Origin of the sequence: Mycobacterium noviomagense (genome assembly GCF_010731635.1) — a bacterium.
GTDB lineage: Bacteria > Actinomycetota > Actinomycetes > Mycobacteriales > Mycobacteriaceae > Mycobacterium > Mycobacterium noviomagense.
In genome coordinates, this window is record NZ_AP022583.1 from 2,442,870 (window position 1) to 2,455,939 (window position 13,070).

The following is a 13,070-nucleotide window of genomic DNA, read 5'->3' on the forward strand; positions in this document are numbered from 1 at the left end:
AATGAAGTAAGCAAGTGTTGCAGCGAGTCCGCTCACCAGGGCCCACCACCAATTGATCCCGAGGGCAGGCGCCTGCAGCCCCAGAAACACGCAACACCCGAGGGCCGCGGACAATTGCCAGTGAAGGACACGGTCTTTGGTGCTGCGCAATGCGCGCGCGTAGCGATGACTGCGGGCGCCAGTCGGGGATCGCCGATGTTTCTTTCCGCGGCGGGTGGCGCGCAGCACCGATATGCGCTTTGCTCGGGTCAAAGAGTTCGCTTGTGGACACGATTTCGCTGTCCAAGGATCCCGACCGAAGGAGGGCCCAAGAAGATCGCCGCGGCGGATTCACCACGGGGCGGGGGTGACATCTGCGTTTCCTTCCACCAGCGGCCCGGTGGTGGGCCGGTGAGTTTGTGTGGTTTCAGGTGCCGCGGGCGCGTACGCTCAGCCACTTTCGCGCTATTGCGATCGAAAGCGCCCGGGATTGCCGCCGTGCACCGGTCGTGACGGGGCCTTCGGCCGTTGCTGTAATGCCGATGTTGTACCGGATGCGTCTGTGCGCGCATGAGGCATTTGCCTCAGTTAGGTGAGAGCTGCAATTTCGGTTTCTGTGCGTGGTTTCTGCAACTCTTGACCGTTGCACCGATGGCAGCGGCGCCGAATCCGGGTAACCGAGGCGCTCGCTCCCGGCTCGCGTGGCGCCGTGGTGCGCCGCCGACGCAGCCGGATAGCGGCTCGGCAGCAATTGCGCCAGGTCCGCACCGTATTCGAAAGACTCGGCGCCCGGCGGTGGGCCGACACCGCTGCGCACGAACTCGACGCGACCGTCGAGCACATACAGCCGGGGCCGACCGGCTACCTGACCGCACTGACCGCACATGAGCTACGCACCGCGCAGATGCTCGGCGCCACCAAGACAACGAGGGATACCGCCGCCGCACGGTTTCTCAGCCCAGAGACCGCCGAGTGCCACCTGCGCCGCGTGTACCAGACACTGGGCATCGGTTCCCGCGCCGAGCTAGCTGACGCCATGGCCGCAGAATCTCAGGGACGGTCCAGCGCGAACCGCAACGCATAGCGGCCGGTGCGCGTGTGCGGTGGAAAGGCCAAATCTCGCACACTACGGAAAATTCTGCTTCCGGGACAGGCAACTACGGCTGGCGGCAACGAATTCGACCTCAGCCTATCCGGAAGTCGTTGTGCCGAAGGAGGTCCGTTCAGCAGCGTTCGGAATGCTTCGTCTACCGGGGCCCACGCATTGAGTGGTCACGATCGTTGGGGTAGATGAGGCAGATGCCTCATGCGCCAACGACCCCGGGCGGTCGACGATTTTTACGTGGCCCACCCAAAAACCAGGGGAGGCACTGGATGCGGTGCGGGCGGCCGGAGCCAGTGTCAAGACGTGGCGCAGCAAGCTGCGTTAATCCAGCAACAAGCAGACACCATGAGACGGCGCTTCGATATGTGCATGAACACATCACTGACTGCCGGGGGCGTCGCGGCGCGTCTGTGGCTGCTTCCCGCCACCGTCCTTGCGGTGGGGACCATTGCCCTCGGCGGGACGCTCACCGCACCGACCGCCAACGCCACGGCGGTCGAAGACAGCTGCAACCAGAACGGCGGCGATTATGTCGATGCCGGCAACGGTATAGAGTACTGCTGCTGGCATTTTTCCGACGGCAGCACGGACTGCAATACATATATCAACGGCACATTTACCGGGACGGTCCATACCCCGCAGTCCGGCGGACCAAAGGGGTCTTCTCCGCCGCGCCCGCCGCTGAACGAACCCCACCCCGGTGCGCCACCACCCGCACGGGGTCCCGCATGAGATGGGCTGGTCGCGTTAGACGAAGAGGCCGTTCCTTCTTCGCTATTATTCGTGGATTCGCCGAACGGCAGTCGAAAGATCACCTCGGGCCTGACGAGAACGCAGACCAGGAACCATCAATAGAATCCGCGACTCCGAACGCCGACCGTCCGGCAGAGCCGTCGCCAGACAAGACGCTGAGCCTTGACGGGCGACCATCCCGAACCCGGAAGTCGCGGCTGCCAGAAATCATCACTATCGCGGCGATGGCAGTGCTGTCTGCGGTCGTCGGTGGAGCCATTGTTGTGACCGCAGAGAACTTCATACCAATTCGCGCCCACCGGGCGATGTCTGTCGAGCAAGTCGCCGCCAAAGTGCTGCCGAGCGTGGTAATGCTGCAGATGACGGTAGTCCATCAGGACACGACCCGGGGCTTCGACGTCAGGTCCGAACAAGGCTCGGGCATCATCGTGAATTCCGACGGGCTGATCCTGACCAATAACCATGTCCTGACTAATCCCGAGGTGGTGGGCGCTGCCGGTCAACGAGAAAATCTCGTGACCCTCAACGACGGCCGTAAAGCTCAATTCACTGTCGTCGGCAGCGACCCGATCCTCGACATCGCCGTGGTCCGAATTCACGGCGTTTCTGGGCTCACCCCGATCTCATTCGGCTCGTCGGCCAACCTTGACGTAGGCCAACAAGTGGTAGCCATCGGGTCACCACAAGGTTTCCAAAGCACGGTCAGCGAGGGCATCATCAGTGCTCTGCACCGTCCGATCTTCGAAGAGGGGTCGCTGTACCAGGCGATCCAAATCGATGCGGCAACAAGTCATGGGAATTCTGGTGGCGCCCTGGTCAATCTGAGCGGCGAGCTCATCGGAGTCAACTCGTCCGGGAATGAGGGTGCGTATGGTCTCTCCTTTGCCATTCCGGTCGATCAGGCGAGGCGCGTTGCCGACGAGCTGATAGCCACAGGCCACGCAACGCACGGTTTCCTCGGTTTGCGTGCGACCAGCAACTCAGACATCACCAACATTTCGAATGCCGACGGCGCCAAGATCACCGCGGTGAACAGCAACGGTGCCGCGGCAGGGGCGAGACTGGCGGCTGGGTTCGTGGTCACCAAACTCGACGACCAACCGATCGCCAACGCTGGTGCGCTTGCGGCCGCGGTGCATTCCAAGGCACCCGGCGCCGGGATCACGCTGACCGTCCTTGACCCGAGCGGCAGCACCAAAACGGTGCAGATCACCCTTCGCACCGATCAGGGTAGTCAACTACCGAGCCCAGAAAGCCTGGAAATAGCTGCTTAGAGGTTCTTTCGCCAGTGCGGTGAGGCGTTGGGGCGCTACCCATCGCAGATGCGGCACTACAACATCCAGACGATGCTTGTCCCCGAACGATTTTGGCGAGTGAACCGAGCCACAACGCGTGACACGATCCAGGGCGATGACGCTTTACTGAGAATGGTCCAGCGGGATATTGAGGGCCGACATGGTGGCAGCTAAACCATCGTATTGCCCTGCGAGCATGCAGAATTCGATGAGTTGACGCCGATCGAGGTGGTCGGACAACTGCTGCCATACGTCGTCGCTGATCGAGCGGTTGGTGATGAACTCGTCGGTGGCCTTCAGCAGCGCCTGCTGCCGGGCGGTGAGCCGCTCGGACGGCGCCGGCCAGTTGAAGATCGCCGCTTGCGTCTGTTCATCCAGCCCGCGGCGGCGGGCCATCCGGCGGTGATGCTGCAGCTCGTATTCGCAGGACCGCAGATGCCCGACGCGCAGGATCACCAGCTCGGTGTCGACGGCCGGCAGCCGGCCCCGCAGCAGGGCACCCGAATACGGCAGCCACAGCCAAAACAGCCGCTTGTGCTGACCCAGCGTGGTGAACAGGTGCATTTCTGGAGCGCTGACGGTGCGCGCACCGAATTTCGCTAGCACCCAGTTGATTAGCCCGAGGTCGCGCAAACCGCCCGACGGGATGCGGCCCACTTGCGCCGTCACGCCGGTGTCACCAGGTAGGGAGACACCGTGCTGCGGTGCTCGTCGAGATCCAGTGCGCGGCCCAGTGCCGGGAAAGCCCGCTGCGGACAGTTGTCGCGTTCGCACACCCGGCAGCCCGCGCCGATCGGCGTCGCGTTGTCTCCCGACAAGTCCAGTCCTTCCGAGTAGACGAGCCGGTGGGCGTGGCGAAGCTCGCAGCCCAGACCGATCGCGAACGTCTTGCCGGGCTGACCATACCGTGAGGCCCGTCGCTCCACGGTGCGTGCCACCCACATGTAGTTGCGGCCGTCGGGCATCTGGGCGATCTGGACCAGGATCTTGCCCGGGTTGGCGAAAGTCTCGTAGACGTTCCACAGCGGGCAGGTGCCGCCGCTGGAGGAGAAGTGAAAACCCGTGGCGGACTGACGTTTTGACATGTTCCCGGCCCGGTCGACGCGGACGAACGAGAACGGCACCCCCCGCATCGACGGCCGCTGCAAAGTCGAAAGCCGGTGGCAGATGGTCTCGTAGCTGACACCGTAGAACGCCGAGAGCCGTTCGATGTCATAGCGGAAGTTCTCGGTGACGTCGTGGAACTGCCGATAGGGCAACACCGCCGCAGCCGCGAAGTAGTTGGCCAGCCCCAGCCGGGCCAGCTTGCGCGATTCTTCGGACGTGAACTTGCCTTCCTCGACCATGGCGTCGATCAGGTCACCGAATTCCAAATACGCCAGCTCGGCGGCCATCTTGAACACCTGCTGGCCCGGCGACAAGTGCGTGCTGATTTCCAGGGTTTTGGTTTCGGGGTCGAAACGGTGCAACACGGTGTCGCCGAGATCGATGCGCTTGTTGATGTGCACGCCGTGCACATCGGTGAGCCGGCGAGCCAGCTCCCGGCCCAGGTCGCCGCGGTGCATGCGCATCCGGATAGTCAGATCCTCGGCGGCGGTGTCGAGCTCATGCAAATAGTTCTGGCGTTGGTAGAAGTAGTCGCGCACCTCTTCGTGCGGCATGGTGATCGACCCGCTGCCGCTGCCGTCGAAGTAGCGCTCCTCGGTGGCAGCCGCGAGTTGCGCGGTGGTGATCCGGTAGCGCCGGTGCAGGTTGACCATGGCGCGGGCCAGCTTCGGGTGGGCGCTGACCATTTCGGCGACTTCGGTCATGTCGACGTCGACATCCAGGTCGCGGTCCATCGTCACCTCACGCAGCTCGGCGACCAGCCGGGTGTCGTCCTGAGAGGCGAAGAACGTCGCGTCCACCCCGAATACCTCGGTGATCCGCAGCAGCACCGCCACGGTCAGCGGCCGCACGTCGTGCTCGATCTGGTTGAGGTAGCTCGGCGAGATGTCCAGCATCTGCGCCAGCGCGGCCTGGCTGAACCCGCGCTCGTTGCGCAGCTGACGGACCCGTGAGCCGACGAACGTCTTGGTCACCCGGCCAGCGTACCCGGTTGCGAAGGATAGATTCGCAGGCTTGGCATGCCCGCGTCGATTGGCTCCGCAGCTAGCTCGTTTGGCATGATTCGCAGGAACGTGCGGGGAAGTAACAGGGGAGTACAGCGTTGAGCCTCGACAAAGTGATGATGCCGGTGCCGGACGGCCATCCCGACGTCTTCGAACGGGAATGGCCGCTGCGGGTCGCCGACATCGACCGCGAGGGGCGACTGCGCTTCGATGCGGCCACCCGCCACATCCAGGACATCGGCCAAGATCACCTGCGCGAGTTGGGTTTTGAGGAGACCCACCCGCTGTGGATCGTGCGCCGCACCATGATCGACCTGATCCGACCGATTATGTTCCAGGACATGCTGCGGCTGCGGCGCTGGTGCTCGGGCACGTCGAACCGGTGGTGCGAAATGCGGGTCCGCATAGATGGGCGCAAGGGCGGGTTGATGGAGTCCGAGGCCTTCTGGATCAATATCAACCGGGAGACTCAGGGCCCGGCGCGGATCGCCGACGACTTCCTGGCCGGCCTGCGCCGCACGACCGACATCGAGCGGCTGCGGTGGAAGGCCTATCTGACCGCGGGAAGCCGCGACGACGCGCTGGAGATTCACGAGTATCCGGTGCGCTTCACCGACATCGACCTGTTCGACCACATGAACAACGCGGTGTACTGGAGCGTGATCGAGGACTACCTGTCCGGCCACCCCGAGCTGCTCGAGGCGCCGCTGCGGGTGACCATCGAACACAATGCCCCCGTCGCTTTGGGTGACAAGCTGGAGATCATCTCCCATGTGCACCCGCCCGGTTGGACCGACCGATTCGGTCCCGGACTGACCGATCGAACTGTTACAACGCTCACGTATGCCGTCGGCGACGAGGTCAAAGCCGTCGCGTCGATCTTCCCGCTGTAGCCACTCGGCAGGCTCCGCGTCGACCTACCAACAAATGGGTTGACCTGCAGTTTAGGGTTACTGGCCGGTAGCTACTGAACCGGTTCAGTTATCAGCAGCCTTCGCAGGATTTGCAAAAAGTGACCGAGTTGTGGCCAAAGTTGGCAACTGCAAGCGGTGGACCTGCGGAGCTAAGCTGTGCCATCGTCGGCTTAACAAGCTGAGGAGCTTGCTGGCGAGTTAACAATCCTGGGAACGCCGGGGCCCGCCAGCTGATCAAAACAGAAGAAGGAGCACCTGACTGATGTCTACCGTTGGCACGCCCAAGAGCGCGGAGCAGATCCAGCACGACTGGGACACCAATCCGCGTTGGAAGGACGTCACCCGCAGCTACACCGCGGCCGATGTGGTGGCTTTGCAGGGCAGCGTCGTCGAGGAGCACACGCTCGCCCGCCGCGGCGCCGAGGTGCTGTGGAACCAGCTGCACGACCTCGAGTGGGTCAACGCGCTGGGCGCCTTGACCGGCAACCAGGCCGTGCAGCAGGTGCGGGCTGGCCTGAAGGCCATCTACCTCTCCGGCTGGCAGGTGGCCGGTGATGCCAACCTCGCCGCGCAGACCTACCCCGACCAGAGCCTGTACCCGGCCAACTCGGTGCCGCAGGTGGTGCGTCGCATCAACAACGCGCTGCAGCGTGCCGACCAGATCGCCAAGGTCGAGGGTGACAAGTCGGTGGAGAACTGGCTGGCGCCCATCGTCGCCGACGCCGAGGCCGGCTTCGGCGGTGCGCTGAACGTCTACGAGCTGCAAAAGGCGATGATCGCCGCCGGTGCGGCGGGCACCCACTGGGAGGACCAGTTGGCGTCGGAGAAGAAGTGCGGCCACTTGGGCGGCAAGGTGCTGATCCCGACCCAGCAGCACATCCGGACGTTGACGTCGGCGCGGCTGGCTGCGGACGTGTGCGACGTGCCCACCGTGATCATTGCGCGCACCGACGCCGAGGCGGCCACCTTGATCACCTCCGACGTCGACGAGCGCGACCGCCCGTTCATCACCGGCGAACGCACGCGAGAAGGCTTCTACCGCACCAGGAATGGTATCGAGCCCTGCATCGCGCGGGCCAAGGCCTACGCGCCGTTCGCTGATCTGATCTGGATGGAGACCGGCACTCCTGACCTGGAGGTCGCCAAGCAGTTCGCCGAGGCGGTCAAGGCCGAGTACCCGGACCAGATGCTGGCCTACAACTGCTCGCCGTCGTTCAACTGGAAGAAGCACCTCGACGACTCGACCATCGCGAAGTTCCAGAAGGAGCTGGCCGCGATGGGCTTCAAGTTCCAATTCATCACGCTGGCCGGCTTCCACGCGCTGAACTACTCGATGTTCGACCTGGCCTACGGCTACGCCCGCAACCAGATGAGCGCCTACGTCGAGTTGCAGGAGCGCGAGTTCGCCGCCGAGGAGCGCGGTTACACCGCGACCAAGCACCAGCGCGAGGTGGGTGCCGGTTACTTCGACCGCATCGCCACCACCGTCGACCCCAGCTCGTCGACGACCGCGCTGACCGGCTCGACCGAGGAACACCAGTTCTAAGTCGCCGACCAGACGCAAAGGCTCCCATTTCGTGCCGAAATGTGGGGCCTTTGCGTCTGTTCGCGCGGGATAGTCGAGAATGAGTGACGTGTCAATCGAACGAGTAGGTGTCATTGGCGCCGGCCAAATGGGGGCCGGCATCGCCGAAGTATCGTCACGCGCAGGTGTCGACGTGCTGGTCTTCGAGACCACCGACGCGCTGGTCACTGCCGGCCGCAGCCGCATCGTGAAATCGCTGGAGCGTGGTGTCAGCGCGGGCAAGATCACCGAGCGCGAGCGTGACGGCGCGATCGAGAAGCTGACCTTCACCACGGATCTGAAAGAGCTGGCCGACCGCCAACTGGTGATCGAAGCCGTCATCGAGGACGAGGTCGTCAAAGCCGAGATTTTCGCCGAATTGGACCGGGTCATCACCGATCCCGCCGCGGTGCTGGCGTCGAACACCTCCAGCATCCCGATCATGAAACTGGCCGCCGCCACCAAGAACCCTCAGCGAGTGTTGGGCCTGCATTTCTTCAACCCGGTCCCGGTGCTGCCGTTGGTGGAGCTGGTCTGCACCCTGGTCACCGACGACCAAGCCGCTGAGCGCACTGAGGAATTTGCCAGCACCGTGCTGGGCAAGCAGGTGGTGCGCTGCTCCGACCGGTCGGGCTTCGTAGTGAACGCATTGCTGGTGCCGTTTTTGTTGTCGGCGATCCGGATGGTCGAAAACCGGTTCGCCACAGCAGAAGACGTCGACAAGGCGGTGGTCGCTGGGCTCTCGCACCCGATGGGCCCGCTGCGGCTCTCGGACTTGGTTGGCCTGGACACGTTAAAACTGATTGCGGACAAGATGTTCGAGGAATTCAAGGAGCAGCAGTACGCGTCACCGCCGTTGCTGGTGCGCATGGTCGAGGCCGGTCTGCTCGGCAAGAAATCCGGTCAGGGCTTCTACTCGTACTGAGTCCCGTTGCCGCCTAAAGCGACGAGGCTTAAGCGGCTTTCTTCTCCATGGTGAACTGGCAGACGTCGGTGTAGCCCTCGCGGAACAGCTCCCGGCAGCCCGTCAGGTACTTGATGAAGGTCTCGTACGTCTGCTCGCCCTTGAGCTCGATGGCCTTGTCTTTGTTCGCTTCCAGCCCCTTGGCCCAGGTGTCCAGCGTTCGGACGTAGTTCTTCCCGATCCGGTGGTGGCGGCTGATGGTGAAACCGGCCTCGGTCGCATATTTGTCGACAACCTCGATCATCGGCAACCGGCCGCCGGGGTAGATCTCTTTGCGGATGAAGCTGATGAACCGCATCAGCGACATCGTCCGCTTGAGCCCGAGCTGCTTTTCTTCCTCGGCGGAGGGCAACACAATCGTGTGCAGGAGCATCACCCCGTCGTCGGGCAGCACGTTGTAGCACATTTTGAAAAAGTCCGCGTAGCGCTCATAGGTGCCGACACCGTCGGCGAAGTGCTCGAAGGCCCCGAGGGACACAATGCGGTCCACCGGCTCGTTAAACTCCTCCCAGCCCTGCAGCCGCACCTCTTTTCGGCGCGGACTCTCCATTTCGGCGAACTTCTGCTTGTTGTGCGCCAGCTGGTTCTCCGACAGCGTCAGCCCGATCACGTTGACGTCGTATTTCTCGATCGCGCGACGCATGGTCGAGCCCCAGCCGCAGCCGATGTCGAGCAGCGTCATGCCCGGCTGTAAGCGCAGCTTTCCCAGCGCCAGATCGATCTTTGCCATCTGCGCCTCTTCGAGCGTCATGTCGTCGCGCTCGAAATAGGCACAGCTATACGTCATAGACGGATCCAGCCAGAGCTTGAAGAACTCATTCGACCGGTCATAGTGCGACTGGATGTGATCGACGTTCGGCTTCAGTTCGGCGGTTCGCGGCGATTCAGTCCCCATAGGCGCCGACGATATACGCCCACGTCGGATGCCTGCAATCACCAACGCCGGGTCATATGTCCTGCTGTCGTTGCGCCCCGGCACAATGCCGTCGGTTTAGGCTTGATCCGTACTCCTCGTGGGTAATTGGGTAACTGGGATGGGCCGTCGAGGAAAGGAAGCAGCAACGCTATGGCGGCGCTCTCGACAGGAAATGGTTTCCCCAACATAGTGGTCACCGGCGTCGCGATGACGACCGCGCTGGCGACCGATGCTGACAGCACCTGGAAAAAGCTGCTCGACGGGCAGAGCGGAATCCGCAAGCTTAACGACCCGTTTGTCGAGCAATTCGACGCGCCGGTGCGCATCGGCGGGCACCTGCTGGAGGATTTCGACCAAGAGTTGACCCGTATCGAGCTGCGCCGAATGTTGTTTCTGCAGAAGATATCCACGGTCCTTGGCCGGCGGGTCTGGGCGAATGCGGGTTCACCGGAGGTCGACCCGAACCGGTTGATGGTGGCCATCGGCACCGGGATGGGTTCGACCGAGGAGATGGTCTTCGGCTACGACGACATCCGCGCACGCGGTATGAAGGCCGTCAACCCGTTGGGCGTGCTGATGATGATGCCCAACTCGGGGGCCGCTTGGGTGGGGCTGGAACACAAGGCCCGGGCCGGGATCCTCACCCCGGTGTCGGCCGACGCCTCCGGCGCCGAGGCCATCGCTCAAGCTTGGCGGCAGATCGTGCTCGGCGAGGCCGACATCGCGATCTGCGGCGGCATCGAGACCAGAATCGAGGCCATCCCCATCGCGGCGTTCGCTCGCATGGAGTTGCTGTCGACGAACAACGACGATCCAGAAGGTGCGTGTCGCCCGTTCGACAAAGACCGCGACGGGTTCGTGTTCGGCGAGGCCGGCGCGATGATGGTGGTAGAGACCGAGGACCACGCGAAAGCCCGCGGCGCCAACATTCTTGGGCGCCTGATGGGCGCCGGCATCACGTCCGACGGCTACCACATCGTGGCGCCCGATCCCCGTGGTGAACGGGCCGGGCAAGCGATGACGCGAGCCATTGAACTTGCCGGGCTGACGGCCGCCGACATCGACCACGTCAATGCGCATGCCACCGGCACCGTGATTGGCGATCTTGCCGAAGCGAAGGCGATCAACAACGCGTTGGGGGCCCACCGTCCAGCGGTCTACGCACCGAAAGCGGCGCTCGGCCATTCGATCGGCGCTGTAGGCGCCGTGGAGTCGATTCTGACCGTGCTGGCACTGCGCGACGGTGTTATCCCGCCGACGCTGAACCTGCGCAATCTCGACCCGGAGATCGACCTGGACGTGGTCACCGGGGAGCCGCGCCTCGGCGACTACAGATACGCGATCAACAATTCGTTCAGCTTCGGCGGCTTCAACGTCGCCTTGGTCTTCGGGCAGTACTGACACCCCTGTCGGTGGCGAACTTTCCTGCCGCGGGCGGACGACAACACGCGACCAGACCAGCGACAACCCTCGTTTCTCGGCTTCGCTGAAATCGCATGGCGCGGCATTCCCGGACTGCGGTGTTGTCGTGGCACACTCAGGTCGTATTCTTAGTTGCACAGGCGTCAACTCGGGGGGAATCCGGGGCGACGTCTGAATTGTGACCGGATCACCAGTGCCCACAGGACGAACAGTGACCAAGACATCCAGTGACACGCAGACTTTGACCCCGCCGTTCGAGGACGTGCAGGCGCATTACGACCTGTCGGACGAGTTCTTCCGGCTATTCCAGGACCCGACTCAGACGTACAGCTGCGCCTACTTCGAGCGTGACGACATGACGCTGGAGGAGGCGCAGATCGCCAAAATCGACCTGGCGCTGGACAAGCTGGGCCTCGAGCCCGGAATGACGTTGCTGGACATCGGTTGCGGCTGGGGCTCGACGATGCGACGGGCGATCGAAAAATACGACGTCAACGTCATTGGTTTGACGCTGTCCAAAAACCAGCGGGCCCACGTGGCGCGGATGTTCGACCAAATGGACAGCCCGCGCAGCAGGCGGGTCCTGCTGCAAGGTTGGGAGCAGTTCGACGAGCCGGTGGACAGGATCGTCAGCATCGAGGCGTTCGAGGCGTTCGGAAAAGCCCGCTGGGCACCATTCTTCGAGACGGCCTACCGGGTTATGCCCGACGACGGCCGAATGGTGTTGGAGACGATATTTACTCACCCGCCCAGCTACTGGGGTCCGAAGGGCATCAAAATTACGATGGCCGACCTGCGGTTTTGGCAGTTCATTGCGCGAGAGATATTTCCGGGCGGCGCAGTGCCAGCGGCGGAAGACGTCGTCGAATACTCCCAGAAGGCCGGCTTTTCAACCGAGGAAACCCAGCTGATGAATCCGCATTACGTACGGACCCTGGATATGTGGGCTGAGAATCTGAAAGCCCACAAGACCGAAGCCATTGCCATCCAGTCCGAAGAGGTCTACGAGCGATACATGCGCTATTTGACCGGATGCGCTGACAATTTCCGCCGCGGCATCACGGAGGTCGGGCAGTTCACCCTCGTCAAGGGCCCGGACCAAGCCGTCCGCTGACCCACTGATACGCCCGGCGATTGGCGCTGATGTCTTTGGGTCCGGACTACTTCTCCAGCGTGAACTGGTCGACGTCGGTGTACCCGTCGTGGAACAGTTGCGCGCAGCCGGTCAGGTACTTCATATAGCGGTCGTAGACCTCTTGGGATTGCAGAGCAATCGCTTGGTCCCTATTGGCCTCCAGCGCAGCCGCCCACATGTCCAGGGTCCGCGCATAGTGCGGCTGCAGCGACTGGATCCGGGTGACGGTGAAGCCGGCCTTGCGGGCGTGCTCCTCGACGATCGGGATCGATGGCAGCCATCCGCCGGGGAAAATCTCCTCGAGGATGAACTTGGCGAACTCGACGATTTCGCGGGTCAGCCCCAAGCCCATCTTTCTGGCCTCGGACAACGGGGGCCGGGTAATGGTGTGCAGCAGCATCACGCCGTCTGCCGGCAATGCGTCGTAGGCCATCCGGAAGAAGCGGGGGTAGCGCGGGTGGCCGAAATGCTCGAACGCACCGATCGACACGATCCGGTCGACGGGATCGTGGAACTTCTCCCACCCATCCACCAACACCCGGCGGGAGCGCGGGGTATCCATCTCATCGAACATCGCCTGCACGTGGGCGGCCTGGTTCTCCGACAACGTCAGCCCGAGGACGTGGACGTCGTATTTCTCGATGGCCCGTCGCATGGTGGCGCCCCAGCCGCAGCCGATGTCGAGCAGCGTCATCCCGGGCTCTAAACGCAACTTGCCCAGCGCCAGATCGATCTTGGCGAGCTGGGCCTCCTCCAGCGTCATGTCGTCACGCTCGAAGTACGCACAGCTGTACGTCTGCGTGCGGTCGAGGAACAGGCGAAAGAAATCGTCGGATAGGTCGTAGTGAGCCTGCACGTCCTCGAAGAACGGGGTCAGCGGCACGGACATGAGCGGTGGGAGCCTTTCTGCCG

The 13,070-nt window shown here is 63.1% G+C and carries 12 protein-coding genes; 8 read left to right on the forward strand and 4 right to left on the reverse strand.

Going from position 1 to position 13,070, the window contains the following annotated elements; genetic code table 11:
* Positions 1-622 precede the first annotated feature (622 nt).
* The 3 genes from G6N15_RS11225 to G6N15_RS11235 all read left to right on the forward strand — a co-directional run bounded on the left by G6N15_RS11225 (position 623) and on the right by G6N15_RS11235 (position 3,111).
* A complete protein-coding gene (locus tag G6N15_RS11225; RefSeq protein ID WP_139797840.1) occupies positions 623-1,063 on the forward strand; it encodes a helix-turn-helix transcriptional regulator in 441 nt (146 codons plus the stop codon).
* A gap of 324 nt (positions 1,064-1,387) precedes the next feature.
* Positions 1,388-1,816, forward strand: a complete 429-nt coding sequence (locus tag G6N15_RS11230; RefSeq protein ID WP_163748034.1) for a hypothetical protein — start codon at positions 1,388-1,390, stop codon at positions 1,814-1,816.
* Positions 1,817-2,067: 251 nt separating this feature from the next.
* Complete coding sequence (locus G6N15_RS11235) at positions 2,068-3,111, forward strand: S1C family serine protease (RefSeq protein ID WP_163748036.1); 1,044 nt, start codon at positions 2,068-2,070, stop codon at positions 3,109-3,111.
* 144 nt (positions 3,112-3,255) lie between these two features.
* On the opposite strand, the gene G6N15_RS11240 is transcribed toward G6N15_RS11235, so the two are convergent.
* On the reverse strand, positions 3,256-3,801 hold the full coding sequence (locus G6N15_RS11240; protein ID WP_083087764.1) for a carboxymuconolactone decarboxylase family protein: 546 nt from the start codon (positions 3,799-3,801) through the stop codon (positions 3,256-3,258).
* Positions 3,798-5,213 (reverse strand): acetate metabolism transcriptional regulator RamB, encoded by a 1,416-nt coding sequence (gene ramB / locus G6N15_RS11245; RefSeq protein WP_083087763.1) that lies wholly within the window; start codon positions 5,211-5,213, stop codon positions 3,798-3,800. The genes G6N15_RS11240 and ramB overlap by 4 nt, the downstream gene beginning before the upstream one ends.
* 128 nt (positions 5,214-5,341) lie before the next feature.
* On the opposite strand from ramB, the gene G6N15_RS11250 reads away from it, so the two are divergent.
* The 3 genes from G6N15_RS11250 (at position 5,342) to G6N15_RS11260 (ending at position 8,646) form a co-directional block, all read left to right on the forward strand.
* On the forward strand, positions 5,342-6,136 hold the full coding sequence (locus G6N15_RS11250; protein WP_083087762.1) for an acyl-[acyl-carrier-protein] thioesterase: 795 nt from the start codon (positions 5,342-5,344) through the stop codon (positions 6,134-6,136).
* A gap of 283 nt (positions 6,137-6,419) precedes the next feature.
* Positions 6,420-7,703, forward strand: coding sequence for an isocitrate lyase (aceA, locus tag G6N15_RS11255; protein ID WP_083087761.1), 1,284 nt, complete (start codon positions 6,420-6,422; stop codon positions 7,701-7,703).
* Positions 7,704-7,782: 79 nt separating this feature from the next.
* Positions 7,783-8,646, forward strand: a complete 864-nt coding sequence (locus G6N15_RS11260; RefSeq protein ID WP_083087760.1) for a 3-hydroxybutyryl-CoA dehydrogenase — start codon at positions 7,783-7,785, stop codon at positions 8,644-8,646.
* 28 nt (positions 8,647-8,674) lie between these two features.
* Here the strand turns inward: G6N15_RS11260 and G6N15_RS11265 are convergent, their stop codons facing one another.
* Positions 8,675-9,580 (reverse strand): cyclopropane mycolic acid synthase family methyltransferase, encoded by a 906-nt coding sequence (locus G6N15_RS11265; protein ID WP_083087759.1) that lies wholly within the window; start codon positions 9,578-9,580, stop codon positions 8,675-8,677.
* A gap of 171 nt (positions 9,581-9,751) precedes the next feature.
* Here G6N15_RS11265 and G6N15_RS11270 point away from each other — a divergent pair, with 171 nt between their 5' ends.
* Together G6N15_RS11270 and G6N15_RS11275 are read left to right on the forward strand one after the other, a co-directional pair.
* A complete protein-coding gene (locus G6N15_RS11270) occupies positions 9,752-11,002 on the forward strand; it encodes a KasA/KasB family beta-ketoacyl-ACP synthase (protein ID WP_083087758.1) in 1,251 nt (416 codons plus the stop codon).
* Between the two features lie 232 nt (positions 11,003-11,234).
* Positions 11,235-12,137: a cyclopropane mycolic acid synthase family methyltransferase gene (locus G6N15_RS11275; RefSeq protein ID WP_372506554.1), complete on the forward strand. Its 903-nt coding sequence runs from the start codon at positions 11,235-11,237 to the stop codon at positions 12,135-12,137.
* A 46-nt stretch (positions 12,138-12,183) separates the two neighbouring features.
* Here G6N15_RS11275 and pcaA read toward each other — a convergent pair whose 3' ends face one another.
* Positions 12,184-13,047: a cyclopropane mycolic acid synthase PcaA gene (gene pcaA / locus G6N15_RS11280; protein WP_083087757.1), complete on the reverse strand. Its 864-nt coding sequence runs from the start codon at positions 13,045-13,047 to the stop codon at positions 12,184-12,186.
* Positions 13,048-13,070 lie beyond the last annotated feature (23 nt).

Bases quoted from the DNA above. Each gene is read 5' to 3' on its own strand.
- aceA (WP_083087761.1), top strand. From the start codon at position 6,420: ATGTCTACCGTTGGCACGCCCAAGAGCGCGGAGCAGATCCAGCACGAC.
- G6N15_RS11260 (WP_083087760.1), top strand. From the start codon at position 7,783: ATGAGTGACGTGTCAATCGAACGAGTAGGTGTCATTGGCGCCGGCCAA.
- G6N15_RS11265 (WP_083087759.1), bottom strand. From the start codon at position 9,580: ATGGGGACTGAATCGCCGCGAACCGCCGAACTGAAGCCGAACGTCGAT.
- G6N15_RS11270 (WP_083087758.1), top strand. From the start codon at position 9,752: ATGGCGGCGCTCTCGACAGGAAATGGTTTCCCCAACATAGTGGTCACC.
- pcaA (WP_083087757.1), bottom strand. From the start codon at position 13,047: ATGTCCGTGCCGCTGACCCCGTTCTTCGAGGACGTGCAGGCTCACTAC.